The organism is Chloroflexia bacterium SDU3-3 (assembly GCA_009268125.1).
GTDB lineage: Bacteria > Chloroflexota > Chloroflexia > Chloroflexales > Roseiflexaceae > SDU3-3.
Genome location: WBOU01000011.1, coordinates 76283 through 99531, shown reverse-complemented (window position 1 = coordinate 99531; position 23249 = coordinate 76283). Strand labels below are relative to the sequence as shown.

Genomic DNA, 23249 nt, shown 5'->3' with positions numbered 1-23249 from the left:
CTAGGCCGGGCTGCTGGCCTGCGCGCCCGCATCGGGCTGCGGCATGTCGCGCAGCGAGCGCACCGGCGAGAAGAAGATCCACCCCGTCGAGAGCAGCACGCCGACCCCGGCCAGCAGCAGCGTGGGCAGCAGCCCCAGGCGCTCGCCCGCCAGGCCGCCCAGCAGGAAGCCGATCGCCGCCGCCCCCCACGAGATAAAGCGGCTGGCCGAGGTGACGCGCCCGAGCATGCCGTTTGGCGTGATATGCTGGCGCAGGCTAGCGGCGTTGGCCACGTACACTGGTGTCCAGAAGTTCCAGAGCGCGTGGATGAGCGCCAGCAGCACCAATGCCAGCGACCCGGCCAGGCTGGCCAGCGGGATGGCGATAGTGGCGATCCCGGCCACCAAGCACTCGACCAGGATCGCGCGCCCCAGCCCCATCCTGCGCGCGATCCGGTCGGCGTACCAGGCCCCGACCAGCCCGCCGATACTGCCGACCATGTAGACCGTGCCGATCTGCCCGGCGCTGAAGCCCAGCGATCTGGTCAGATACAGCACGTAGATCGCCAGATGCATGTTGATAAAGATGTTCGCGGATGCCGAGCAGAAGCTGAGCGCCCGGATGTAGGGGTTGCGGATCACCATCCGCAGCCCCTCGCGCATGTCGTGCAGCAGCGAATGCATGCCGGTCTCTTTGTGGTGGGCAGGTTCATCTACCCGGATGATGCTGATCAGCAGGGCCGAGATGATGAACGATATCGTGTTCCCAACGATCGCGATCGCGGCGGTGACGGTCTGGGCCAGCCAGCCAGCGACCCCCGGCCCCGCGATCTCGGCTGCTGCTGCGCTGGCCTGCAGGCGGCTATTGCTGGTCTGCAGATCTTCGGCGGGCACAATGGCGGGCAGGAATGCGGCGTAGGCCGCCTCGAACAGCAGGTTGAGCGTGCCGACGGCGAAGGCCACGGCGAACAGCAGCTCGATGCGCAGCCAGCCCTGCACGGCGGCCAGCGGGATCAGGGCCAGCGCGGCGGCTCGGCCTAGGTCGGCGGCGATCAGCACCGGCCTGCGCGGCAGCCGATCGACCCAGACCCCGGCCAGCAGCCCGAAGAGCAGGAAGGGGATGAACGAGGCCATCTGCAGTACGCCCATCTGGATGGGGCTGGCGGCCAGCTGGTTGATGGCCGCCAGCGGCAGCGCCAGCGTGGTGATGCTCGATCCGAACAGGGCGATGCTCTGGCCCGCCCAGAGCCTGAGGAAGTTACCATTGCGCCAGTATTTTGCTGTGAGCACGGCCATAGCGTATCCCTCCGCATGCACGATGGCGGATAACCACCTATAATGTATATGAGGGTTACATTCTACGGAGTGAGATATAACCTGTCAAACCATTTTTGATGGTTATAACAATGTTGTAAGCGAGCCATGCCTATGACCACCGAGCCACGCCCCGAGGAGCGCTGCCTGTCCTTCACCAACACCGCCCACTGGCACGCCAGCGCCGCGCCATACGAGACGATACACACCTACAGCGATCTGCTCGACTGGGCCTGCCGCATCGGCGTGCTCTCCCCGGCGGATGCTGCCGCGCTTGGCCAGGCGGCCCTGGCCAGCCCCGCCGAGGCCGCCGAGGTCTACCGCCGCGCCATCGCCCTGCGCGAGGCGATCTACCGCCTGCTGGTGGGCTATATTCACAGCGACCCGCCTAGCGAAGATGACCTACGCCTGTTTAACCAGATGCTGTGGGAGGCGCGCGGCTCGCTGTGGATCCAGCCGCTGGGCGATGGCTTCGCCTGGGCCGAGCGCGGCGGCCCGCAGCAGCTCGACCGTGTGTGGTGGTCGCTGGCCATCTCGGCGGCGGACCTGCTGACCTCGGGCGCATTGCTGCCCCGCGTGGGCCAGTGCGCCGACGACCGCGGCTGCGGCTGGCTGTTCCTCGACATGAGCAAGAATCGCAGCCGCCGCTGGTGCGACATCAACGACTGCGGCAACCGCGCCAAGCAGCGCCGCCACTACCAGCGCTCGCGCCAGGGCGGGGCTTGACAGCGCTCGCTTTTGCCGATACCATAGCGGCGAATACATAACGATAGCGGCTGGGGTGCCCGAGAGGGCTGAGAGCATACCCATCGAACCTGATCTGGATCATGCCAGCGAAGGGAGCCTGCCGATGATTCCTGTCGCATGCCGCTGCGGTGTGCTGCTCCGCCCCTCGGCCACGCCACGCCACCGCGAGGCACCCGATGACCTTCTCCACCCAGGCATGGCAGGCGATCACGCCGATCTACGCCGCCATCCTCGATCACCCCTTCAATCGCGAGCTAGCCCAGGGCAGGCTTGACCGCGCCCGCTTCCAGCGCTATATGCTGCAGGATGCCTACTACCTGCAGGACTACGCCCGCGCCCTGGCCTCGGTCGCGGCCCGCTCGCCGCAGCCCGATGCGGTGGCCAGCTTCGCCGACGATGCGGCCAACGCTGTGCGCGTGGAGCGGGCGCTGCACACCGGCTACTTCGCCGCGTTTGGCATCCCACCCGAGGCGGTGTCGGCCACGCGACCCACGCCTAGCTGCTTCGCCTACACCAGCTTCCTGCTAGCCTGCGCCCACCATCGCCCCTACGAGGTGCTGCTGGCGGCGGTGCTGCCCTGCTACTGGATCTACTGGGAAGTCGGCAAGCACATCTACCAGCACGCCGCGCCCGCCAACCCCTACCAGGCCTGGATCGACACCTACGCAGGCGAGGCGTTTGGTGCGGTGGTGCGCTCCGCCATCGGCTGGACCGACGCAGCGGCCCAGGCGGCGACGCCCGCGCGCCAGGCCGAGATGATGGAGGCCTTCCACCGCTCGACCCAGCTTGAGTGGATGTTCTGGGAGAGCGCCTACCGCGATGAGGCGTGGCCGATCTAGCACGGGCTGTCCGTAGGCTGCGCTTTGGTAGCGTGCGGTCTGCCGCGAACAATCCTGAACATCGCTTTGCCGCTTGTATCAGATGCTGCGACGCCGCCTGTCACACAGCGGGTGTACCCTAGGGGCGTGCCGAAACGCTCGGCGCGCCCTTGATTCATGCTATCTGATAGAAACGAGGCCCCCGATGCGCTACGGCATCTATCTCCCCAACTTCGGCCCCTATGGCGATGCGTGTGCGCTGGCCGAGCTGGCCTGCGAGGCCGAGCAGGCTGGCTGGGATGGCTTCTTCCTCTGGGACCATATCGCTGGCTGGGATCTGCCCATGGCCGACCCATGGGTGGCGCTGGCCGCCGTGGCCATGCGCACCAGCCGTATACGCATCGGCACCACCGTGACCCCGCTGCCGCGCCGCCGCCCCTGGAAGCTGGCCCGCGAGGCCACCACGCTCGACCACCTGTCGGGTGGCAGGCTGACGCTCGGCGTGGGCATCGGTGGCGGTGCGGACGAGTGGGAGAACCTAGGGGAGCAGCCCAGCCTGCGCGAGCGCGGCGCGATGCTGGATGAAGCGCTGGAGGTGTTGCGCGGTCTATGGAGCGGCGAGCCGTTTTCCTTCGACGGCCGCTTCTACCATGTGCGCGATGCCCATTTCCTACCCCGCCCGCTGCAGCAGCCGGGCATCCCGGTGTGGGTCGGCGGGTTCTGGCCGAACAAGGCTCCCTTCCGCCGCGCCGCCCGCTGGGATGGCGTCTTCCCGCTGTTCGACGCCGACGACGAGGCGGGCGAGCTGGCCCAGCTGGGCCAGCTGGCTGCCTTTCTCGCGCGTCAGCCCCAGCGCACGCCCGCGCCGGATCTGGTGTGCATGGGCGTTACCCCGGGTGCCTGCCCCGCCGAGGCCGCGCCGATCGTGGCGTGGCGGGCGGCGCTGGGCGCGACGTGGTGGCTTGAGTGCATCGCGCCGTTCCGCATGGGCGTGGGCTTCGACGAGCCGTGGCCGCTGGATGCCCTGCGCGAGCGGGTGCGACAGGGGCCGCCGCGCCTGCCCTAGCGGGGGTGATATTGTTTACACAGCTGTTACACGGCTGTGATGGAAATGCGATCTTGGCATGCTAGGCTGGTATCACGCCCATATCGCCGAGGTGTCTATGCGGTGCTCAAGACATGACCTAACGCTGTGGATCGCCTGCCTCATCCTCGCTGTGCTATGTCTGGTGCTGACGATTCGGCATGCGTCGCTCGATTTGCCTCAGCGAGGGGCGGCTCCTGTGGGCTGCTGGCTGCCTTCCCAGGTGGTGCGCTAGACGATCTGACGGTTGGAGTGGTGCCACCCGACCATAGGCGAGGATGTACGCTCATAGCGCCGGGCCAGAGAACACAGTGCGGTCACGGCTCCCCGCAATCCCCGACGCTGCAGGGCCTGCGACGAGTAGGGTGTGACATTGACCGAGCGGCTTGTGCCGCAGGAAAATGTAGCAAAAAGGACACCCGAGGAAGCCTGTTCTCCCTCGGGTGTCCTTTTTGTGCGGTGCTGGCGATGTGTGCGGCTATTTTGCAGCCAGCAGCGCGGTCGCCTGCTTGCGGAACAGCGCGGCGGCGTCGGCAGCGCTGATCTCGCCGCGGATGAGCTGATTGACCAGCGGGTTATAGACCTCGGACAGCACTTTCGTGTGTGCTGTTGGGTCGGGCGGGTTGATCGGCGCGGCCACCGACTCCACATCGCCGATATAGGCAAAGACCTGCTGCTGCATTGGCGGGAGCGAGCTACGGATGGCCTTGCGCACGCTGGGCAGGATGGGCACGCCACGCTCAGCGGCCAGCACCGTGTTTGCCTCTGGCGAGTTCAGGAAAAAATCGATGAACATCGCGGCCTCTTTGGGGTGCTGGGTCTTGGCCGAGATCGAGAAGAACATTGCCGGCTTTAGGTAGAGCCCCTCGCTGCCACCTGCGACGCGTGGCGTTTGGACTAGGGCAAGCTGGCGATCTTTTACCGCATTGTTGACCGCCACCGCCTGGTTGCTCCAGATGAAAAGCATTGCCGCCTGCCCCTTCACCATCAGCGAGTCCTCGACTGAAGATACGGGGTGATTCGCATCAAAATCCTGGCTGGGTATGGCCCCCGCCTTCTGCAGATCGATCAGGGACTGGAAGAAGGTGGCGGCGATCGCGTCGTTATTGTAGCCCAGCCCTGTGCCGCGCTCATTGTAGATCCACGCACCATGCTCTTTCAGGAAGAGCTTGAACATGTCGAGCTTGTAGATATCCTCCACGCCATAGATGCCAAGCTTCTGATGGATGCTGATCGCGTCGCGCTGCAGATCGCTCCACGTCCAGTCGGCGGTTGGCTCCTCAAGCCCAGCGGCCTTAAACAGCGCAGGATCGTAGAGGATGCTGGGCGAGTTGGTGCCAAGCGATAGCCCGTAGAGCTTGCCTCTTAGTCGGCCGCCTGCGATCTGCTCGTCGGCCACATCCGTGAGGTTGATCGTAGAATCTGCGACAAGCGGGTCAAGCGGCATGAGCAGATCGCGGGAGATCCAGTCGCTGATGCGGGCATAGTCCTGATTGATGACGTCGGGCAGATCATTGCTCTCTACCTGCGATGAGAGTTTGGTCCAGTAGTCGTCGAAGCTGCTGTATTCAGGAACGATGTCGATATTGGGGTAGGCCTGCTCGAACAGCTCGATAGCTTTGAGCGTGCGGTCGTGCCGGGTTTGCGAACCCCACCAGGCGACGCGGATCGTAACCGGCGTGGCGCTGGCTGCGGTTTCCGCTGGCGCGCCTACCGTTGCTATCGCCTGGGTGGGCGCGGCGGTTGGGGCCGGTGGGCTGCGCTGCGAGGTCGGTGTGCTGCATCCCGCTAGGAGGGTGATGGACAGGAGCGTAGTAGCAACTAGGCGTGATTGGTAGAAGGGCATTGCGTGACTCCTTATTCCATGAGGTGCTGATGATCTCTGTGTTGTCGAACATTCTCGTAATGGTATCATTATGCCTACCGGCGACAGATTTTGAAAGATACGTTTTCTGTTCGATCTGATTGCAATAGCGTACTACCAGATGAAGGGGATGAGCAGCTTGGTGCTGCGCTGGTATACGGCGAACTCGGGGTAGCGTGCCAACGAGCGATCCTTCTGACGCATGTTGGGCCACCACACCGCCGCCACCACCGCCGCGATGATCGCGATCGGCAGCCAGTGCTGGGCCAGCATCCCGAAGCCCAGGTAGATCAGTAGCTCGCCAAGGTAGTTGGGGTTGCGCACCACGCCCCACAGCCCGCCGCTCACCAGCGTGCCGGGCCGCTGGGCCAGCGCCATGTGCTTCTGCATGTCGGATGTGTAGTGGAGGAAGATGCCGAGCGTGTACACCGCCACGCACAGCGCCATGAGCGGCGGCGCGGCGCGCACGTCGCGGGCGATCAGCAGCCAGGGCGCGGCCCAGTACAGCGTGAGGGTGGCGGCCAGCCCCACAGCGTAGGGCGCAGACACCCGCTGCTGCCAGCGCTTGTCGGGGAACAGTGCGCTCTTGATCAGCCAGATCATGCCGTAGGTGCCGTGGAGCGCGAGGTAGAGCCATGCGGTCGGGTTGTCCCAGCGGCCATAGGCGGCCATCAGCCCCAGGATGAAGAAGCTGGTGAGCAGCTTGTGGCCATCGACGATATAGCGCTGCTTCATGATCAGGCTCCTTGCTCAACGGTTAGCGGCGCGGTGCGCTGCTGGCACCACTGCTCAAGCGTGGTCGTGGGCGCGCCCAGGATGCGCTCGGTGGCTGCGGGGTCGCCTGGCTCGCCGAGGCGCTGCGCCAGCTGCACGATGGTGAGGTAGGGGCTAAGCGCACCCCTGAGGAAGAGCGTGTTGAGCGCGCGCATCATCCAGAGCGGCGTGGTGCTGATCTTCGCGTGGGGTGCGGCGATCCGGCAGTAGGTGGCGGTCGCCTCGTATGGGGTCAGGGCCTGCGGGCCGTAGACAAATAGATCTTTGCCTGCCGCCTCGGGTGTGCGGAAGGCCCGCGCCACCAGCCCCGCGAAGTCGCTGGCGGCCACGTAGCGCAGCGGCCTGCGCTGCCCGCCGACCACGATGGCGCGGCTGCCCTGCACGCTCAGCGGCAGGGTTTCCATAAAGAAGGTGGGCTTGAAGATGGTGTAGGCCACGCCGCTCTGGCGGATGGCCTGCTCGGCCTGGTATTTGGCGTACTGCTGCGGTGCGCTGTTGGCCTCGGCGCTCACCATCGCGCCCGATACGTAGCTGATGCGGCCCACGCCCTGCTCGGCGGCCAGCCGCGCCACCAGCGCGCCGCCCTGGTGCTCCACGGCCTCGAACTCGGCGAGGGTGTGGCCCTGGAGCGAGATGTGCACGCCTGCGCAGCCGCGCAGCGCCGCCCGCACCTGTGCCTCGTCGCGCACGTCGCCGCTGGCGTATTCCACATGCTCGCCCAGCCGTTGCCGCGCGGCCTCGGGGTTGCGCACCAGCGCGCGCACGCGGTAGCCCTCGCGCAGCAGCCGCTCGGCCACGGGCGTGCCTAGCATGCCCGTGGCGCCGACTACCAAGATGATCGGTTGGCTCATACGATAGCCCTTTCTTTTAAAACAGTTATAACTTAATAAACGGTGTTCATTCATTCGCAAAAAAAGAGCGAGCAATGGCTGCTCTCTTTTTTACCGGGGAGCGGCTGTCCGAGCACGCGGCACGCTCCCCGGCGTGCCGCGCCTAGGCCTCGCGCCCCAGCGCCCGCATGATCTGGGCGAGCGCAGCGGCGAGCATCGCATCGATCCGTGCCTGGTCGAACACCACGCCCATGCTGTTGGCCAGCATTACGATGCCGTGGACGGTCGCCCACCACACGTCGGCCAGGGCCTGCACCTGGGCGGGGCTAGCGGCTCCTGCGGACAGTTCCTGGAAAAGCTGTTGGTAGGCGTCGAGCGTGGCCAGCCAGGCGGCGGCCTCGTCGGCGTGCTCTTTGAACAGCAGATCGGGCCGCTCGACGAACATCAGCCGGTAGTAGGCGGGGTACGCCAGCCCAAAGCGCACATAGGCCTGGGCCACCGCCTGCAGCCGCGCCTGCGGCTCGCTGGCCGAGAGCGCCGCGCGCTGCTGCTGCTCCTGGAACAGACGAAAGCCGGTGTCAGCCACGTGGAACAGCAGGTCATCTTTATCGCGAAAGTAGAGGTAGATGGTGCCGGGCGAGTAGCCGATCTGCTCGGCCACCTGGCGCAGCGAGAAGCCCGCGTAGCCACGCTCAAGAAAGAGCGCCCCCGCCGCATCCAGCATCAGCTGGCGCAGCTCTTGGCGCTCCTGCTCGCGCCGGTCCTGCGAGCCGCTGCGCAGCCGCTGCTCTCTGGTTGTTTTGTTTGATCGTGCCATATTGGTGCTTTTCTTATGCTGAACAGTGTTCATTTTATATGATGTGTAGGGAGATGTCAAGAGCCACCATAGGCTTTTTCAAAATGATCATGTAACGCATGCACCATTGGGCAAGCCTCCGAACCCGACAGCAAAGCGCCCAGGGATATTGCCCTGGGCGCTTGCGCAGAAGGTGAAAAATAGAGTGATGTTAGGCCTGGGCAGCCACCACATTGCGATTCCTGATCTTGACCCACGCCACCAGGCCGCCCAGCACCAGCAGCAGCAGGATGATCTGCAGGATGATGTTGTGGACGATGATCGCGATGATGATCGTGATCGCCGAGAGCACAAACGCGATGCCGAATGAGACCACGCCGATCATAAAGCCGCCGATATTGCCCAGCAGCGGCAGCACATCCAGGAACGAGGTGATCGGGCCGAAGGCCAGCATGATGCCGAACCACATCATCAGGAAGCCGGCCAGCCGCAGCACCCAGGTGAGGATATCGTGCTCGGTCTTCAGCACCGCGATGGCCTGGGTGCGGTCGCCCGCGATCGCGCGGTAGAAGCTCTCGCCCTTGTAGCTGTAGGGCGCTACGGCCATGCCCTGCTGGGTGCCAAACACTGTGGCCTTCACGTCGTTGTCCACCGCCGTGTAGCTGATCCGCAGGTCGCCGATCTGGGGCGCGTCGGGCGTGCCCTTGCCGATGAAGATGTACGGCTCAATAAAGCGGTGGCTGCTGCCCTCTTCCACCATGTCGCTGGTCAGCGGCAGGTTGCTAGCCTCGGGCATCTCAAGCTGGGCGGTGTCCAGGCTCAGCTGGCCGACCTTGGCCTGCTTGACGGTCATGGCGGCATTGTCCACCGCCTTCTTGGGGTTGGTGTGGTTGGACTGGTACTCGAAGCTGGATGAGTCCTCGGGGCTGTCGGTCCACTCCTTCACGTAGTCGTAGGTGGTGGTGGTGGTCTCGCCGCCGCCCAGGTTCTTTTTGGTCTCCGAGCGGCTCTCCTCTTTCCAGGCGTACATCTCGACCACGCGGTTGAGCTGCAGGTAGCTGCCAGCGCTCAGGTACTTGGCATCGCCCAGCGTCTCGTCGCTGTGGATGACGCCCTGCGCCGCGATGAACTTGCCGTCGCTGCTGGTGCCCGCCGACCCTGCATCCACAGCCACGCTGCTGCTGGCGACCTTTGACCAGTCGATCTTGCCCTCGTTCATCCACAGCACGAAGAACGAGCCGAAGAACAGGAGGATGCCGATCAGCGCGCCGACGAACGAGTTCATCAGCTTCTGGCCCCAGCTGGTGTGGGTGACGGTGGTGAAGTGGTCGGACATGCTGGTCTCCTTGCCCTAAAAAGAGAGCGATGATGGTGCCGCTTCGTTAAACGTGATCGTAGCACGTTTTGGTGCTCGTAGCGTGGCCAAAATTGCGGGCTACAGGGCCTATGCGTTCTTGATTTACCGGATATTTTTCACCATGAAGACGCGAAGGCTCGAAGGTGTTATTACTTTTTTGAATCTTCGCGTCTTCGTGGGTATTGTTTCTCTTCTCTCTTGGTGTTTTGGTGGTAAAAGCCTCGGCGCATGGTCGCGAACGCATAGACCTGTTGTGGGCTAGAGCAGCGGCCCCGTGTCGCCCTGGGCGTCGGCCAGCAGCTGGCGCAGCTGGGCGCGCACTACCTTGCCGCCCGCGTTGCGCGGCAGCTCGGGCAGGGCCAAGAACTGGCGCGGCAGCTTGTAGCGGGCTAGGTGCTGGGCGCAGAACTCGGCCAGAGCCTGCGGGTCGAGCGCGGCACCCTGGCGTAGCACCACGAAGGCGGCGGGCACCTGGCCCCAGCGCGGGTCGGGCATGGCCACCACGGCGGCCTCGGCCACGGCGGGGTGCTGGCGCAGCACGGCCTCGATCTGGGCGGGGTAGATGTTCTCGCCGCCTGAGATGATCAGGTCGCTGCGGCGGTCGATCACGAACAGAAAGCCCTCGTCGTCCAGGTAGCCCAGGTCGCCGCTGTGCAGCCAGCCGTCGCGCAGGGCGCTGGCGGTGGCGTCGGGGCGGTTGATGTAGCCGCGCATCAGGCTTGGCCCGCTGATCAGGATCTCGCCGATCTCGCCTGGCCTGGCCTCCTTCCTCTCAGCTTCGATCCGGATCTGGTTGGGCAGCAGGGGCTTGCCCGACGAGCCGAGCTTGCGTAGGGCGTCGGCGAAGGCCAGCGTGACCACCTGCGAGGCGGTTTCGGTCATGCCGTAGCTCTGGATGGCCGGGATGCCCAGTGCGGCGCAGCGCTCGAGCAGCTGGCGTGGCGCTGGCCCGCCGCCCAACAGCACGCAGCGCAGCCAGGTCGGCGGGGGCCTGCCCTCGACCATGCGCTGCAGCAGCGTGCTGACCACCGAGATGATCGTGCCGCGCTCGCGCTCGATGGCTAGGGCGATGTCGTCGGCGCTGTTCGAGCTGGGCAGCACGGTGGCGATGCCGTAGATGGCGCAACGCATGAGGATGGCCAGCCCACCCACGTGGAAAAACGGCAGCACCGCCACCCAGCGATCGTCGTCGCGCAGGCCCAGGTTCAGCGCCGAGCCGATGGCGCTCCACCAGTGGCTGGCGTAGGCCAGCATTGCGCCCTTGGGCTGGCCGGTGGTGCCGGATGTGTAGATGATCGTGTGGATGTTGTCGAGCCGGATGTGCTCGCGCAGGGCGGCGGGGGCCTCGGCCAGGGCGGCGAAGGCGTCCGCGTCGCAGCGCACCAGCTGCGGCAGCTGCTGGCCGATCGCCTCGGCCAGGGCGGTGAATGCGGGGTCGTAGATCAGTGCCTCGGCACCGGCATCGTTCAGCTGCCACACCAGCTCGGGCGCGGCCAGCCGCGTGTTTTGCAGCACCAGCGTGACACCCAGGCGCGGCGCGGCGTGGACAAGCGCCACAAACAGCGGCGTGTTGCGCATCAGCACGGCCACGCGGTCGCCGGGGCGCAGCCCCAGCGCGGCCAGCCGCCGCGCCGCAGCGCTAGCCTGGGCATCAAGCGCGGCGAAGCTCCAGCGGGTCTCCCCCGCGATCAGCGCGGGGGCCTCGGGCGCGATGCTGGCGCGGCGGGCCAGCCAGTCGGGCAAGGTGGTCTCGGTCATTGCGGTGGCCTTGTTCTCTGGCAGAAAAAGCCCCCTGGCCTAAGCCAAAGGGCGGCTTGTGGGAGGGTGACGGCGGCCTGCTAGATACGCTCGGCCTCTTGCCAGGGGCTGGCCCAGCGGCCCAGCTGCACATCGTCGAGCGCCACGCCCAGGCCGTGCTCGGCGGGCAGCGCCATGCGGCCCATGCGCACCGGCAGCGCGTGGCGCAGCAGGTTGCCGGCCAGCAGCGCCCCGGTGGCCAGACCGCAGGCCAGCGCGTGGGTGGGCAGCGCGGCGGCCACATGCAGCGCGGCGGCCACGCCTACACCGCTCTCGATCGTGGATGTGACGAACACGCCCAGCCCGGCCTCCAGCCCGATCTGCGCGATCTCGCGCGCCCGCCCGATGCCGCCAGCGCACATGGGCTTGACCACCAGGATGTCGGCGGCCTGGCGCTGGATGATCTGGCGGGCCTGCTCGGGGCCGGTCAGCGCCTCGTCGGCGGCGATCGGCACCACCGAGGCTGCTCGCACCTGCGCCATGCCCCACAGATCGTCGGCAGGCACCGGCTGCTCTAGCAGCTCGATGTTGTAGGGCGCGAAGGTGTGCAGGATGGCGATGGCGGTGGGTGCATCCCACGCGCCGTTGGCGTCGAGCCGCAGCTTCACATCTGGCCCGATGGCGGCCCGCACCGCCTTGATCCGCTCGATCTCCCCCTGCGGCGAGGCGGCGACGCCCACCTTCAGCTTGATCGTGCCGAACCCTAGGCCCACAGCCTGCCGCGCCGACTCGCAGGCGGCCTCGCTGGGCAGCCCGCCGATGGTGGCGTTGACAGTCACGCTGGCCGGAGCCTCGGGGGTGAGCAGGTGCGCCAGCGGCAGCTTGGCCTGGCGGGCGCGGATGTCGTGGATGGCGGTGTCGAAGGCGCAGGCGGCGGCGCTCACGCCGGGGCGGCTGTAGTCGAGCGCGGCCAGCAGGCGGTCGGCCAGGGCCAGTGGCTGGCCCAGCGCGCGCGCGGCGATAGCGCGGGCCACGGCCAGGGCCTGCGCGGCGCTGCCCCCGCCGAAGGCAGCCACGGGCGCGGCCTCGCCCAGGCCGGTGAGCCCGTCGCCCATGTCGATCTCCAGCAGCACGCCCTCGCGCCATTGCTCGCTGCCGTGCGCGGTGGTGAAGGTGGCCTGATAGGGGATGCGGTAGGTCCGCAGCAGAATGCGCTGGATGATCATGGCGGTGGCTCGGTTGTCAGGCTGATGGCGGTTGGTCTCTGGGGCGCTGGCGGGCCGCTCAGCATCTGGCCCGCCAGCGCCTTGCGCCTAGGGGAAGCGGCGGAAGCGGCGGAAGTTCGGCTTGCGCTTTTGCAGGAAGGCGTCGCGGCCTTCCTGGGCCTCCTCGGAGAGGTAGTAGAGCAGCGTGGCGTCGCCCGCGAACTGCTGCAGGCCAGCCCAGCCGTCGGTGTCGGCGTTGATCGCGGCCTTGAGGAAGCGGATGGCCAGCGGGCTCTTCTCCAGGATCTCGCGCGACCACTGCACGGCCTCGTCCTCAAGCTGGTCGAGCGGCACCACGGTGTTCACCAGGCCCATGTCCAGCGCCTGCTGGGCGTTGTACTGGCGGCACAGGTACCAGATCTCGCGGGCCTTCTTGTGGCCGATATTGCGCGCCAGCAGGCCCGAGCCGTAGCCCGCGTCGAAGCTGCCGACCTTCGGGCCGGTCTGGCCGAAGATCGCGTTGTCGGCGGCGATGGTGAGGTCGCACACCACATGCAGCACATGGCCGCCGCCGATGGCGTAGCCCGCCACCATGGCGATCACCGGCTTGGGGATGACGCGGATGAGCCGCTGAAGGTCTAGCACGTTGAGGCGGGGCACCTCGTCCTTGCCCACGTAGCCGCCCTTACCGCGCACGCTCTGGTCGCCGCCCGAGCAGAAGGCCTTCTCGCCTGCGCCGGTGAACAGGATCACGCCGATGTTTTCGTCGTCGCGGGCGTGGGTAAACGCCTCGATCAGCTCATTCACGGTCTCGGGGCGGAAGGCGTTGCGCTTCTCGGGGCGATTGATCGTGATCTTGGCGATGCCCTCGCCCGCCGCGTCGTGCTCGTAGATGATGTCGGTGTAGTCGCGTACCTTCGTCCACTCGATAGGCATAGTCTGCTCCTCTTTCAACTAATGAACGGAGAAATAATCGGGGTTTTTCATTGTTCGTCAAGAAATGCTGCTACCGTCTGCGCAAATAGGCTGGGCTGCTCAAGATGGATGGTATGTCCAGCGTCGGGGATGATGATAAGCTGCGCCTGGGGCATGCGGTCGGCCATCTGCTGGCCGATGGCGGCAAACTTGGCATCCAGCGCGCCCGCCAGCAGCAGCGTGGGCGTGGGAAGCCCGCCCAGCGCATCCCAGAGCGATGTCTGCTGGCCGGTGCCCATGCCGCGCAGACTGCCCGCCAGCCCGTGTGGGTTGCCCGCCAGCCGCTGCTCGCGCAGCCACGCCAGGGTCTCGGCGGGCAGCGCGGCCTGGCTAGCGAACAGCGGGATGGCCTGCCAGTAGCCTGCGAACCATGCCAGCCCCTCGCGCTCGATCCGCTCGGCCAGCGCATCGTCGGCGGTGCGGCGGGCCTGGCGCTCGGCCTGGCTGGCCAGCCCCGGCGAGGCGCTCTCCAGCGCCATGCGCCGCACGCGCTGGGGGGCCGCCGCCGCAAGCTGCAGCACCACCCTGCCGCCCATGGAGTAGCCCAGCAGGTCGAACTGTTCTAGCCCCAGCGCGTCGGCCAGGGCCAGCATGTCGGCCACACAGGCGGGCATGGCGTAGCGGCCAGGGTCGGCTGGCGCATCTGTCGCGCCGTGGCCGATCAGGTCGGGGGCGATCACGCGGCGGGATTGGCCAAGCTGCTGGGCCAGTGCGCCCCAGCTCGCACCGCTGCCAGTGAAGCCGTGCAGCGCCAGCAGCGCAGGCCCATGGCCCCAGCTGCGGATGTGGTAGCCGATACCATTGATCGTGAGGCGCATGCGCTACCCCCGGGCCAGCTCGGCGGAGATAGCGCGCCAGATCTCGCGGTGCATGGCCACGTTGCGCTCGCGGTCGGTGCGCAGCTCGATGATCGAAAGGCCGCTTCCGCCGGTGCTTTCGGCCAGCCGCTGGCGGAACTCGCCCCAGTCGGCCACGCTGTGGAAGCGCGCGCCATATAGCGCGGCCATATGCCGGAAGTCGAGGCCGTGCGGCGTGCCAAACAGCTGCTCGAAGTGCTCGGGGGCCTCGCTGGCCTGCGAGAGGAACGAGAAGATGCCGCCGCCGTCGTTGTTCAGCAGCACGATTGTGGCGTTCAGCTGGTGCAGCTTGGCGGCCAGCAGGCCGTTCGAGTCGTGGTAGAGCGAGAGGTCGCCGATCACCAGCACCAGCGGGCTGGCCCCAGCGGCGCTGGCGCCCAGCGCGCTGGAGACCACGCCGTCGATGCCGTTTGCGCCACGGTTGGCCATCAGCCGGATGTCACGCCCCGATGCAGGGAAGAAGGTGTCCATGTCGCGGATGGGCATGCTGTTTCCCGCGAACACCACCGCGCCATCGGGCAGGGCCTCGCCAAGCTCGCGGAAGACCTTGCCCTCGAACAGGTCGTCAAATCCATCCATCTGCTGCTGGATGGTCGCCAGAGTCTGGCGCTCGACATGCTGCCAGCGCTTGGCCCACACCATGGTGTCGCGCCCAGCGCCCAGGGCGGCGGCCAGCCGCTCGCAGAGCGTGGCCCCATCGACCGCGATCATGGCCGTGGCCAGCTGGCTTGGGTCGCTCCAGCCCGCGCCGCCATCCACCACAATGTTTGGCGCACCACCCGCGCGCTGCATGTGCTGCATCAGCGGTTTGGAGACCGGCATGGCCCCGAAGCGCAGCACCAGGTCGGGCACGAGCGGCTCAGCCACCTCGGGCAGGCGCAGGAAGGCGTCGTAGCTCTGGATGACCATGCGGCGGCTGTGCGGCCCGCAGCGCAGCCCCGACAGCGGGTCGGCCAGGATGGGGAAGCCCAGGGCCTCGGCCAGCCGCGCCACAGCGGCGGGCAGCGCCGGGTCGTCCTGCGGCCCACAGACGATGAGGCCGCGCTGGGACTGGGTTAGCGCCTCGGTTAGGCTTTCGAGCAGCGCGTTGTCGGGAGCGCGCAGTCCCGAGGCCACCTGCACGGCGGCCAGCCCAGCGGGTGCGACATCCCAGGGCGTGGGGCCAGGGCCGGGGTGCGGCACCAGCGGCTCGCGGTAGGGGCAGTTGATATGCACCGGCCCGGCTGGCCCCTGCCGCGCCAGCGCCGCCGCGCGGCCCGCCACCAGCCGTGTGTAGCGCTGGATGTCCGCCGAGGCGTCCGGCTCGGCCAGGTCGACGAACCACTTCACGTGGCCGCCGTAGAGCCGCAGCTGGTCGATCGTCTGTGGCGCGCCCCAGTCGCGCAGCTCGTGGGGGCGGTCGGCGGTCAGCACCACCAGCGGCACGCGGGCGTAGAAGGCCTCGACCACGGCGGGCAGGAAGTTCGCGGCAGCCGTGCCGGATGTGCACACCAGCGCCACCGGCTCGCGCAGCAGCTTGGCCATCCCTAGGCCAAAGAACGAGGCCGAGCGCTCGTCGGTGTGCATCCAGATCCGCGCGCCGGGGTGGTGGGCCACCATCAGCGCCAGCGGCGTCGAGCGCGAGCCGGGGCAGATGCAGAAATGCCGCACGCCCGAGCGCACAAGCTCATCGACAAAGCCACCGACGGTGGCGTAGGCTACCTGCTGAGTTGAATGTATCGCTGTCATGAGTCCGAACTTCCTAGCGCCGCACCTCGGCGGGCCTGCCTCCCTATTATAGCATTGTGAATAGTATCACTTCTCTGCGGATTTGCAATAATGTGCTCTTCGGCGCGAGCTAGACATGACATAAAAATAGGCCAGGGCATAGGGCCCTGGCCTATCTGCTTCGTTCGTATGGGGCGGCTAGCGCACAGCCATGGGGATGTAGATCGTGTAGTTCGGCTCCTCTTCAGCTTTAGCGCTGCTCAGCACGCCCCAGGTGGAGAAGTGCGAGGGCATGGCTGTCAGGGTCTTGCTGGCCGCATCGTAGCTGCTGCTGGTCTCGCGCTGCCAGTCGCCATCCCACCAGTAGAGCGCGGGCTGTTGCTCGCCGCTCTGCTCCACGCCAGTGATGCTCACCGTGTAGGGCTTCTGCGGTACAGCGGTCTTGCCATCGACGGTGGTCGCCAGGATGTCGTAGCATACCCCGCCGTAGATGAGCGCGCCCGCCGGAGGCACCGCGCCAGCGGCGCAGGGGCTGTAGCTCAGCGTCACCGTGCTGGCGAAGGTGCCAGCGGCGAAGGTGAACAGCGGCCCACCGTCGGGGGCCTGGAAGCTGCCGCCCGTAGTCGGGATGGTATTCTCGTCGGGCGCTGTGGGGCCGCTCAGCACGCCCCAGGTGGAGAAGTGCGAGGGCATGGCTGTCAGGGTCTTGCTGGCCGCATCGTAGCTGCTGCTGGTCTCGCGCTGCCAGCCGCCATCCCACCAGTAGAGCGCGGGCGGCTGCTCGCCGCTCTGCTCCACACCGGTGATGCTCACCGTGTAGGACTTCTGCGGCACAGTGGTCTTGCCGTCGGCGGTAATCGCCAAGATATCGTAGCATACCCCGCCGTAGATGAGTGTGCCCGCCGGAGGCACCGCATCCGCCGCGCATGCGCTGTAGATCAGCGTCACCGTGCTGTTGAATGTGCCAGCGCCGAAGGTGAACAGCGGCCCGCCGTCGGGGGCCTGGAAGGTGCCGCCCGTGGCCGGGATAGTGTTGCCTGCAGGCGGGGTGGCGGGAGCATCGATGCGCAGCACCTGCAGGCCGCCCTGGGGCGTGGCCACATAGGCGTAGTCGCCCTGCACATACACATCGGTTGCGTTGCTATCGAGCCTATAGGCCGCTTCCATCTTCGGGTTGGCAGGATCTGACATGTCAAAGATCGAGAAGCTGCCACGATCCGATACATAGTTGGTTTCAGCGACATAGACTTTTCCATTGACGACATCGATACCCTGTGCCTCTGCTGAAGGGATAGACGGCCACATGCCGTTAAGGGTTTTCGGCTGATCAGGGTTGCTCACATCAATGGGTAAAACCTTTCCGCTATCACGCTGAATAATATAGAGAATGGTCGCTTGTAACTTCATATCATCTACAGAAAGCCAAGAGATCTGGCTATGCACCTGCCAGTTATTCAGGTTGTGCACATCAAAGATGCTCAATCCTGCGGAATTGCTCGCATAGACCTTTCCCTTACCCACCTGAAGCGATGTCACATAGGTGAGCGAGGTATTTACCGCTACCTTCTGTGGGTGCTCGGCATCCTGGAAGCTGTATATCTCGATGCCGGTTTCGGTACCGATGAAGGCGGTGGTACCCTCAATCGCAATGGAAAGCGGTGCGCTGACCGTCGTGGTCGACTTCAGCGTCGGCGGGTTTGTGCTCGTATCAAAGATCTGAAGCGCGCCACCCTCGCCATGGAAGGTGACCGGATTTTCCGTGCCCTCTTCGGCCACCAGCGCCAGCGTGCCGGTGATCACCACGTCGCGGGTGGGGGCAACGGTTGCGATGCTTGCAGTGTGCGTGGGCGCAGTCGGGTTCGAGATGTCGACCATGCTGAATGTGTTTGTATCGCTAGCGACAGCGATCGTGGTTCCGCTGCCTGCAAGCACCTTGGGCGATAGCACGCCATACTGCCCAAGCAGCACAGGATCGCCAGCCTGCGACACGTCGAAAATCTTCATGCCGCCCTTGCCATCCAGCAGGTAGGCTCGTCCGTTCCTCGCCCGCACATCCCAGCTATTGCCGTCGCCGCTGTAGGTGCCGACCGTCTGGATGTTCTTCAGATCGGTCACATCGAGCACGATCAGTTTGCCAGTTGTTGTTACCACATAGGCGCGATTGCCATCCACGTCGACATCGCGGGCAAAGCTATCATTTGCCGCCCAGTAGTGCAGACTTGGGGCGCTTGTGTCGATGATATGGAGCCCCGATTGTTTTTCTGTGACATAGATCCGATTGCCGATAGCGCGCACACCGTAGGATACATTTCGCACATTGACATAGGAATTGACGAGTGTGATATTTGTCGGGTCGCTGATATCATAGCTCATCAGTGGGTTATCATTGCCAGTAACATAGAGTGTGTTGCCAGCAATATCGATATCGTAGGCGTTGATATTGCTGCGCCCTATGAGTTTTGGGGCGCTTGGGTTGCTGATATCGAAGGCGCTCAGCCCAGGAATGTTGAAAACACCAGCGCCCCCATCATATTCCGGCCCATCGGCGAGATACAGCGTATTCCCCGACACGGCAAGATCGTAGGCGCTGCCTGCGGTGATGTAGCTTCCCAGCTTGGCTGGCTTGGTGGGGGTGCTCACGTCGATGATCACAAACCCATAGCTGCCGATGGCGGCGTAGAGCTTGCTGCCCACAAGCTCAAGGTTGTGGATCTTCCCTGGCGCCTCGATGCTGCCGATCTTGGTCGGCTGGGCTTCGTTGGTCAGGTTTAGCACGCTAATGGTGCGACCCTCGCTCACATAGGCGGTGCTGCCATCAATGGCTGCTGCCGATACGCCGCCGCTCAGGCTTGCGACATTGGTGATCCCCACGGGCAGTGGGATGATATTGGATGCGCCACCCCCTGGCTGCGGGTTGCTCACCCACACCCCAAGGCTTTTGGCGTAGCTCTGGCTTTCCAGCGTCGCCCGCAGTTGGGTGCTGCTGATGAACGTAGTGGGGGCGTCGGCCCCGCTGATTTGTACGACCGATGTGGGGACGAAATTATTTCCAACGATGCTGATCGTCACCGGACCCGCGTTGATCGGAAGCGCTGCCGGGCTGATGCTGGTGAGAATGGGGGTCTCGTTGTTGGTAGCAGTGTGGGGGGCTGGCGATACGGCTGAAGGGACACGCTTAAGCTGTTCTGCTGCTGCGTTGTTTGGTAGCAGCATCCCCACGCTGAGTGCGCTAAGAATGGCCAGAGAAGCAATCGATGTTCGGCGCATATAGTCCTTACATAGTAATTAAGTCAAATCTGGGCTGTATATGCAATACCTATACATTCTGATATATGATATGTCAAAATGTGTCTCTAGTATACTGCTTCAGATTCTCATATTGCTCATATTAACATATGAAGAAGATTCCATATGGTGAAAAATAGGTTATATTTAAGGTGGAGAAATTTCCCTAAGAGGTGATTTTGTTAAAAAACAACTATTTTTGCTATGCTACTTGACAAAATAGAAAATATGTTCTAGTATAGATCCGCTGGCAACAGCACCCTGGAAGAAATCTGCTCAGAGTGGAGGATTGCATGGCGATCTCATCCCAGTTTGGCCACATGCAGGTCAATGTCCACCCCGCGAATATCTCGTTCTACAAAGATCTGTTCAGCTTTCTCGGCTGGCACGTGCTCTACGAGGATGCCAACACGATGCTGGGCTTGGCATCTACCGGCGGCCCCTCGATCTGGTTCGTCGCTGCGACCAAGGAAGCGCCAAACGACTACGACGGTGTGGGCGTCAACCACCTGGCCATCCAGACCAGCGCCCAGGCCGATGTCGACGCCACCGCCGCCTACCTGGCCGAGCGCAGCATCCCGGCGCTGTTCGAGACCCCGCGCCACCGCGCCGAGTTCTCGGCTGGCGAGGGCAAGACCTACTACCAGGTGATGTTCGAGACCCCCGACCACCTCCTGATCGAGGTTGTCTACGAGGGGCCGAAGGCCTAGCAGCCCCCGCCTGCGCCGCACTCGGCGCACACGCACTGCATGCACGACCCGAGGTCATCGCAGGCGCAGCCCAGGCCCTGGCTCAGCTGCTGGCGGATCTGCTGGGCATGCTGGATGACCCGGTCGATCTCGCCCAGCTTCTGCTGGGCGAGCGTGCGCCAGAGCGCGGGCAGGGCCACGCCGCCGCGCTGGTGATCCAGCAGCTGCTGGACCTCGCCAAGCGAGAAGCCGATCCGCTGCGCGGTGCGGATGAAGGCCAGCCGATCCAGCACATCCGCGCCATAGCGCCGCTGCCCGCCCACCCGCTCTGGCGCGGGCAGCAGGCCGATCTGCTCGTAGTAGCGGATGGTCGATGCCTGCACCCGCGCCCGGCGCGCCACCGCGCCGATGCTGAGCTCTTCCATATTTCCCCTCTTGACTTAAAGCCGACTTGAAGCGCTACACTCCCCCCACTGCCCGCCGCATGTGCCGGCGGGGTGATCGAGGAGAGGTGCGCTATGTCCCGTGTACCGCAGGTGTCCGATGCCGAGTTCGAGCAGGTGGTGCTGCGCGCCGAGCTGCCGGTGGTGGTGGATTTTACCGCGCCCTGGTGCCCGCCCTGCCGCAGGATCGCCCCGCTGCTCGATCAGCTGGCCGAGGCCTACCAGGGCCGCCTGCTGATCGTGCAGGTGGATGTCGACCTTGACCAGCGCTATGCCAGCCAGCTTGGCATCCGCGGTGCGCCTACGCTGGTCATGTTCTGGGGCGGTGCCGAGGTGGAGCGGCTGGTGGGCGCGCAGCCGCTGGCCACCTATCAGCAGCGCTTTGCGGCGCTGGTCGATCGGCGCGCCGCTACTCCCCTGGTGTGAACCCGCCCTTCTGGGCCTCCTCGGCGGTCTCGTAGCAGGTCACGTTGTTGAAGGTGGCGTCGTAGAGCGGGTGCTGCGGGGTGAAGTAGCGTAGCGCGGCATTGTCGGCCTTGATCTGGCCCGACTTGCAGGGCCAGAACGCGGGCGAGACGCGGTTGAGCTGCCCATCGTTGCGGAAGGTCGGGTTGTAGTTGGCTGCTGGCGGGCCTGCGACGATGGTGATGGCTGGCGGTGCGGCCTCGCCGGTGGCGGCGGGGGCCACGGTGGGCAGCGTGCTGGGCGCGGTGGGCAGTGCGGTGGGCGTGGGCGGCACCGCGCTGGCGGTGCTGCTGGGCGGCGCGGCGGTGGCGCGCGCCAGCCGCTCGGGCTGGGCGGTGCCGCGCTGATCGGCCTGCTGTGTGCTGAATGAGGGGAAGACGGCGTTCTCAAGCACCGTCCACCCGCCTATCACACAGATGAGCGCCAGAAAGAGCTTGAGCGCGATTCGTCGTTCGGGAGGCTGTGCTTGCATCGGCCTTCTCTATGCGGGGCTAGCTGGCCCGCCTGCGCTCGGACGAGATCTGGAGCCGACCGGCCAGCTCGCTTTCCACCTGGCACGCCTCGATCTCCTGGGCCATCGGCTCGTTGCCGCTCTCGCGCAGGCTCTGGATCAGCTCGCGCAGCCGGTCGGGGCTGAATCGGCGCGTGGTTGACGGGCGGGTCATTGTGACCGAGCCGATGCCGGGCACCTTCACCGGCCCATCGAGCGGCGCTATGAGCATGGCGATAGCGGTCTCGATCTGGGCGAGCTCGGCCTGCTGCCGTGCGATCTCGTCTTTGATCTCCGCCCGATCGGAGAGCAGGGCGCGCAGCTGGTGGAGGAGTTCGTTGCTCATGTGGATTCCCTTAACATACCCATCGCCGGGCAGTATAGCATAGAACGGCGGGCGGCGACTTGCGAGTATAATAGCCGCTTTGGCCGATCTATGTTCTGGCAGATGAGAGGAATTGCGCTATGCTCACCATTCTGGCTCAGGTGTTTGCGGGGCTGGTTGCCCTGGAGCACTGCTACATTTTGTACCTTGAGATGTTCGCGTGGACCCAGCCCCGCACCATGCGCTCGTTTGGCCTCACGCCTGAGCAGGCTGCCCAGACAAAGGCTATGGCGGCCAACCAGGGCCTGTACAACGGCTTTCTGGCGGCGGGGCTGGTGTGGGGGCTGCTGCACCCCGATCCGGCGGTTGGCGCGCAGATCCGGCTGTTTTTCCTGGGCTGTGTGCTGGTGGCGGCGGTCTATGGCAGCCTGACGGCCAAGCGCTCGATCCTGTGGGTGCAGGGCGGCCCTGCGGCGGTGGCGCTGCTGCTGGCGCTGCTGGCCTAGGCTGGGGTGTGGGGCGGCACGGGCGCGCTGGTGTTCCCAGCGCGCCCTCTTTGTTTTATACGGGCTTTTCGAGGATGGCGGCGTAGAACTCCAGCCCAACGTCCTCGTGCTCCTCGGGGGTGATGTATCCCTCGGGCAGCCCCAGGAACTGCTGCAGCGGCACCAGCCCGCTGGGCGGCAGGCTCCACGGGCGGCAGAGCGTCAGGCTCTCCTCGTAGGTGTAGAAGTGGAAGGGCGCGCCAGCCTGGCGGAACATGTCGACAAACTGCTCCATGCGCGGCGTGGTCTTGTCGGCCTCTTTGGTCTCGAAGGTGGTGTAGAGCACCGACCCCGGCGCGGCCCAGTCGTAGAGATCGGCCACCATGCGCTGCATGTCGTCCATGTCCAAGAACGAGCTGACGCCGCTGATCCCGATGGCCACTCGCCTATCGTCGCCAAGGAATTCCTGCACCTCGGGCTTCTCCAGCAGGTCGAGCGGGTCGATCACATCGTGGAGAAAGTAGCGCACGTTGGGCAGCCCGCCGATCAGCTTTTGCGCGGCGGCGTAGGTCTCGGGGTCGTTGTCCGAGTAGATCACGCGCAGGCCAGGGGCGGCGGCGTGGATGTGCTCGTCGGTGGGCAGCCCCGAGGCAAAATCGACGAAGGTGGTGATGCCTTTTTCCTTCACAATATGCTGGGTGGCCGCCTGCAAAAAGTCGCGGAGCATGTGCACCCACTTTTTTGTGGATGGCACCAGCGAGAACATGTACTCGGCGGCGGCCTGATCGGGGGGGTAGTAGAAGCTGCCGCCGAGGGTGTAGTTGTAGATCCGTGCGGCGTTGGGAAAGGCGGGTGTGGCTCCATCCGGTGTCTGCGGTGCTTCCATCGGCGCAATTCCTTCTTTTGTTTGGGAAGAAGAGCTGTGGATCTATTGTAGCGTGTATTTTGCGCTTGTTGATGAGAAGAACGTGATCAGTTTTGAAATACTCGGGGCGGATCAGGCGGTGAATGTGATGCCGAGGA

Annotated in this window: 22 protein-coding genes and 1 riboswitch; of the genes, 6 read left to right on the top strand and 16 right to left on the bottom strand. The window is 65.2% G+C overall.

Going from position 1 to position 23249, the window contains the following annotated elements:
- Entirely contained in the window at positions 1-1275 is a 1275-nt protein-coding gene (locus F8S13_18090; protein ID KAB8141655.1) for an MFS transporter, read from the bottom strand.
- A gap of 126 nt (positions 1276-1401) precedes the next feature.
- Between F8S13_18090 and F8S13_18085 the strand changes: the two genes are divergently transcribed.
- The 3 genes from F8S13_18085 (at position 1402) to F8S13_18075 (ending at position 3924) form a co-directional block, all read left to right on the top strand.
- A complete protein-coding gene (locus F8S13_18085; protein KAB8141654.1) occupies positions 1402-2019 on the top strand; it encodes a hypothetical protein in 618 nt (205 codons plus the stop codon).
- A gap of 41 nt (positions 2020-2060) precedes the next feature.
- Positions 2061-2153: riboswitch (TPP riboswitch) on the top strand.
- A gap of 63 nt (positions 2154-2216) precedes the next feature.
- The gene (gene tenA, locus F8S13_18080) at positions 2217-2879 is read left to right on the top strand and encodes a thiaminase II (protein ID KAB8141653.1); all 663 of its coding nucleotides are present in this window, start codon (positions 2217-2219) and stop codon (positions 2877-2879) included.
- Between the two features lie 184 nt (positions 2880-3063).
- Positions 3064-3924 carry an LLM class flavin-dependent oxidoreductase gene (locus tag F8S13_18075; protein KAB8141652.1) on the top strand — a complete coding sequence of 287 codons (861 nt, stop codon included), beginning with the start codon at positions 3064-3066 and terminating at the stop codon, positions 3922-3924.
- A 496-nt stretch (positions 3925-4420) separates the two neighbouring features.
- Here F8S13_18075 and F8S13_18070 read toward each other — a convergent pair whose 3' ends face one another.
- The 11 genes from F8S13_18070 to F8S13_18020 all read right to left on the bottom strand — a co-directional run bounded on the left by F8S13_18070 (position 4421) and on the right by F8S13_18020 (position 19311).
- Entirely contained in the window at positions 4421-5857 is a 1437-nt protein-coding gene (locus tag F8S13_18070) for an extracellular solute-binding protein (GenBank protein KAB8141651.1), read from the bottom strand.
- A gap of 63 nt (positions 5858-5920) precedes the next feature.
- The gene (locus F8S13_18065) at positions 5921-6541 is read right to left on the bottom strand and encodes a DUF1295 domain-containing protein (GenBank protein KAB8141650.1); all 621 of its coding nucleotides are present in this window, start codon (positions 6539-6541) and stop codon (positions 5921-5923) included.
- 2 nt (positions 6542-6543) lie between these two features.
- Positions 6544-7485, bottom strand: a complete 942-nt coding sequence (locus tag F8S13_18060) for an SDR family NAD(P)-dependent oxidoreductase (protein ID KAB8141649.1) — start codon at positions 7483-7485, stop codon at positions 6544-6546.
- A gap of 88 nt (positions 7486-7573) precedes the next feature.
- Positions 7574-8260 (bottom strand): TetR/AcrR family transcriptional regulator, encoded by a 687-nt coding sequence (locus F8S13_18055; protein ID KAB8141648.1) that lies wholly within the window; start codon positions 8258-8260, stop codon positions 7574-7576.
- A 157-nt stretch (positions 8261-8417) separates the two neighbouring features.
- Positions 8418-9542, bottom strand: a complete 1125-nt coding sequence (locus F8S13_18050; GenBank protein ID KAB8141647.1) for a hypothetical protein — start codon at positions 9540-9542, stop codon at positions 8418-8420.
- A gap of 279 nt (positions 9543-9821) precedes the next feature.
- Positions 9822-11321: an o-succinylbenzoate--CoA ligase gene (menE, locus tag F8S13_18045; GenBank protein ID KAB8141646.1), complete on the bottom strand. Its 1500-nt coding sequence runs from the start codon at positions 11319-11321 to the stop codon at positions 9822-9824.
- Positions 11322-11401: 80 nt separating this feature from the next.
- Complete coding sequence (locus tag F8S13_18040) at positions 11402-12526, bottom strand: o-succinylbenzoate synthase (protein KAB8141645.1); 1125 nt, start codon at positions 12524-12526, stop codon at positions 11402-11404.
- An 87-nt stretch (positions 12527-12613) separates the two neighbouring features.
- Positions 12614-13441, bottom strand: coding sequence for a 1,4-dihydroxy-2-naphthoyl-CoA synthase (menB, locus tag F8S13_18035; GenBank protein ID KAB8141644.1), 828 nt, complete (start codon positions 13439-13441; stop codon positions 12614-12616).
- A 47-nt stretch (positions 13442-13488) separates the two neighbouring features.
- Positions 13489-14298 (bottom strand): 2-succinyl-6-hydroxy-2,4-cyclohexadiene-1-carboxylate synthase, encoded by an 810-nt coding sequence (menH, locus tag F8S13_18030; GenBank protein KAB8141643.1) that lies wholly within the window; start codon positions 14296-14298, stop codon positions 13489-13491.
- A gap of 3 nt (positions 14299-14301) precedes the next feature.
- Complete coding sequence (gene menD / locus F8S13_18025) at positions 14302-16065, bottom strand: 2-succinyl-5-enolpyruvyl-6-hydroxy-3-cyclohexene-1-carboxylic-acid synthase (GenBank protein KAB8141642.1); 1764 nt, start codon at positions 16063-16065, stop codon at positions 14302-14304.
- Positions 16066-16242: 177 nt separating this feature from the next.
- Positions 16243-19311, bottom strand: a complete 3069-nt coding sequence (locus F8S13_18020; GenBank protein ID KAB8141641.1) for a hypothetical protein — start codon at positions 19309-19311, stop codon at positions 16243-16245.
- Between the two features lie 311 nt (positions 19312-19622).
- On the opposite strand from F8S13_18020, the gene F8S13_18015 reads away from it, so the two are divergent.
- Positions 19623-20039: a hypothetical protein gene (locus F8S13_18015; GenBank protein KAB8141640.1), complete on the top strand. Its 417-nt coding sequence runs from the start codon at positions 19623-19625 to the stop codon at positions 20037-20039.
- Here the strand turns inward: F8S13_18015 and F8S13_18010 are convergent.
- Complete coding sequence (locus F8S13_18010) at positions 20036-20443, bottom strand: MerR family transcriptional regulator (GenBank protein KAB8141639.1); 408 nt, start codon at positions 20441-20443, stop codon at positions 20036-20038. The genes F8S13_18015 and F8S13_18010 overlap by 4 nt on opposite strands.
- Before the next feature lie 93 nt (positions 20444-20536).
- On the opposite strand from F8S13_18010, the gene F8S13_18005 reads away from it, so the two are divergent.
- On the top strand, positions 20537-20887 hold the full coding sequence (locus tag F8S13_18005) for a thioredoxin (GenBank protein ID KAB8141638.1): 351 nt from the start codon (positions 20537-20539) through the stop codon (positions 20885-20887).
- Here the strand turns inward: F8S13_18005 and F8S13_18000 are convergent.
- Together F8S13_18000 and F8S13_17995 are read right to left on the bottom strand one after the other, a co-directional pair.
- Positions 20871-21398: a hypothetical protein gene (locus F8S13_18000; protein ID KAB8141637.1), complete on the bottom strand. Its 528-nt coding sequence runs from the start codon at positions 21396-21398 to the stop codon at positions 20871-20873. The genes F8S13_18005 and F8S13_18000 overlap by 17 nt on opposite strands.
- Positions 21399-21417: 19 nt before the next feature.
- The gene (locus tag F8S13_17995; GenBank protein KAB8141636.1) at positions 21418-21762 is read right to left on the bottom strand and encodes a hypothetical protein; all 345 of its coding nucleotides are present in this window, start codon (positions 21760-21762) and stop codon (positions 21418-21420) included.
- A 119-nt stretch (positions 21763-21881) separates the two neighbouring features.
- Here F8S13_17995 and F8S13_17990 point away from each other — a divergent pair, with 119 nt between their 5' ends.
- Entirely contained in the window at positions 21882-22247 is a 366-nt protein-coding gene (locus tag F8S13_17990; GenBank protein ID KAB8141635.1) for a DUF1304 domain-containing protein, read from the top strand.
- 55 nt (positions 22248-22302) lie between these two features.
- Here the strand turns inward: F8S13_17990 and F8S13_17985 are convergent, their stop codons facing one another.
- On the bottom strand, positions 22303-23112 hold the full coding sequence (locus F8S13_17985; protein ID KAB8141634.1) for a hypothetical protein: 810 nt from the start codon (positions 23110-23112) through the stop codon (positions 22303-22305).
- Positions 23113-23249: the final 137 nt, after the last annotated feature.

What these genes read in the sequence shown, in the direction of transcription:
- F8S13_18075 (KAB8141652.1), top strand. Translation starts at nt 3,064, where the DNA reads ATGCGCTACGGCATCTATCTCCCCAACTTCGGCCCCTATGGCGATGCG.
- F8S13_18065 (KAB8141650.1), bottom strand. Translation starts at nt 6,541, where the DNA reads ATGAAGCAGCGCTATATCGTCGATGGCCACAAGCTGCTCACCAGCTTC.
- F8S13_17995 (KAB8141636.1), bottom strand. Translation starts at nt 21,762, where the DNA reads ATGAGCAACGAACTCCTCCACCAGCTGCGCGCCCTGCTCTCCGATCGG.
- menH (KAB8141643.1), bottom strand. Translation starts at nt 14,298, where the DNA reads ATGCGCCTCACGATCAATGGTATCGGCTACCACATCCGCAGCTGGGGC.
- F8S13_18020 (KAB8141641.1), bottom strand. Translation starts at nt 19,311, where the DNA reads ATGCGCCGAACATCGATTGCTTCTCTGGCCATTCTTAGCGCACTCAGC.
- F8S13_18010 (KAB8141639.1), bottom strand. Translation starts at nt 20,443, where the DNA reads ATGGAAGAGCTCAGCATCGGCGCGGTGGCGCGCCGGGCGCGGGTGCAG.
- F8S13_18070 (KAB8141651.1), bottom strand. Translation starts at nt 5,857, where the DNA reads ATGATACCATTACGAGAATGTTCGACAACACAGAGATCATCAGCACCT.
- F8S13_18040 (KAB8141645.1), bottom strand. Translation starts at nt 12,526, where the DNA reads ATGATCATCCAGCGCATTCTGCTGCGGACCTACCGCATCCCCTATCAG.
- F8S13_18085 (KAB8141654.1), top strand. Translation starts at nt 1,402, where the DNA reads ATGCCTATGACCACCGAGCCACGCCCCGAGGAGCGCTGCCTGTCCTTC.
- tenA (KAB8141653.1), top strand. Translation starts at nt 2,217, where the DNA reads ATGACCTTCTCCACCCAGGCATGGCAGGCGATCACGCCGATCTACGCC.
- F8S13_18000 (KAB8141637.1), bottom strand. Translation starts at nt 21,398, where the DNA reads ATGCAAGCACAGCCTCCCGAACGACGAATCGCGCTCAAGCTCTTTCTG.
- F8S13_18055 (KAB8141648.1), bottom strand. Translation starts at nt 8,260, where the DNA reads ATGAACACTGTTCAGCATAAGAAAAGCACCAATATGGCACGATCAAAC.
- F8S13_18090 (KAB8141655.1), bottom strand. Translation starts at nt 1,275, where the DNA reads ATGGCCGTGCTCACAGCAAAATACTGGCGCAATGGTAACTTCCTCAGG.
- F8S13_17990 (KAB8141635.1), top strand. Translation starts at nt 21,882, where the DNA reads ATGCTCACCATTCTGGCTCAGGTGTTTGCGGGGCTGGTTGCCCTGGAG.
- menD (KAB8141642.1), bottom strand. Translation starts at nt 16,065, where the DNA reads ATGACAGCGATACATTCAACTCAGCAGGTAGCCTACGCCACCGTCGGT.
- F8S13_18050 (KAB8141647.1), bottom strand. Translation starts at nt 9,542, where the DNA reads ATGTCCGACCACTTCACCACCGTCACCCACACCAGCTGGGGCCAGAAG.
- F8S13_17985 (KAB8141634.1), bottom strand. Translation starts at nt 23,112, where the DNA reads ATGGAAGCACCGCAGACACCGGATGGAGCCACACCCGCCTTTCCCAAC.
- F8S13_18005 (KAB8141638.1), top strand. Translation starts at nt 20,537, where the DNA reads ATGTCCCGTGTACCGCAGGTGTCCGATGCCGAGTTCGAGCAGGTGGTG.
- F8S13_18015 (KAB8141640.1), top strand. Translation starts at nt 19,623, where the DNA reads ATGGCGATCTCATCCCAGTTTGGCCACATGCAGGTCAATGTCCACCCC.
- F8S13_18060 (KAB8141649.1), bottom strand. Translation starts at nt 7,485, where the DNA reads ATGAATGAACACCGTTTATTAAGTTATAACTGTTTTAAAAGAAAGGGC.
- menB (KAB8141644.1), bottom strand. Translation starts at nt 13,441, where the DNA reads ATGCCTATCGAGTGGACGAAGGTACGCGACTACACCGACATCATCTAC.
- menE (KAB8141646.1), bottom strand. Translation starts at nt 11,321, where the DNA reads ATGACCGAGACCACCTTGCCCGACTGGCTGGCCCGCCGCGCCAGCATC.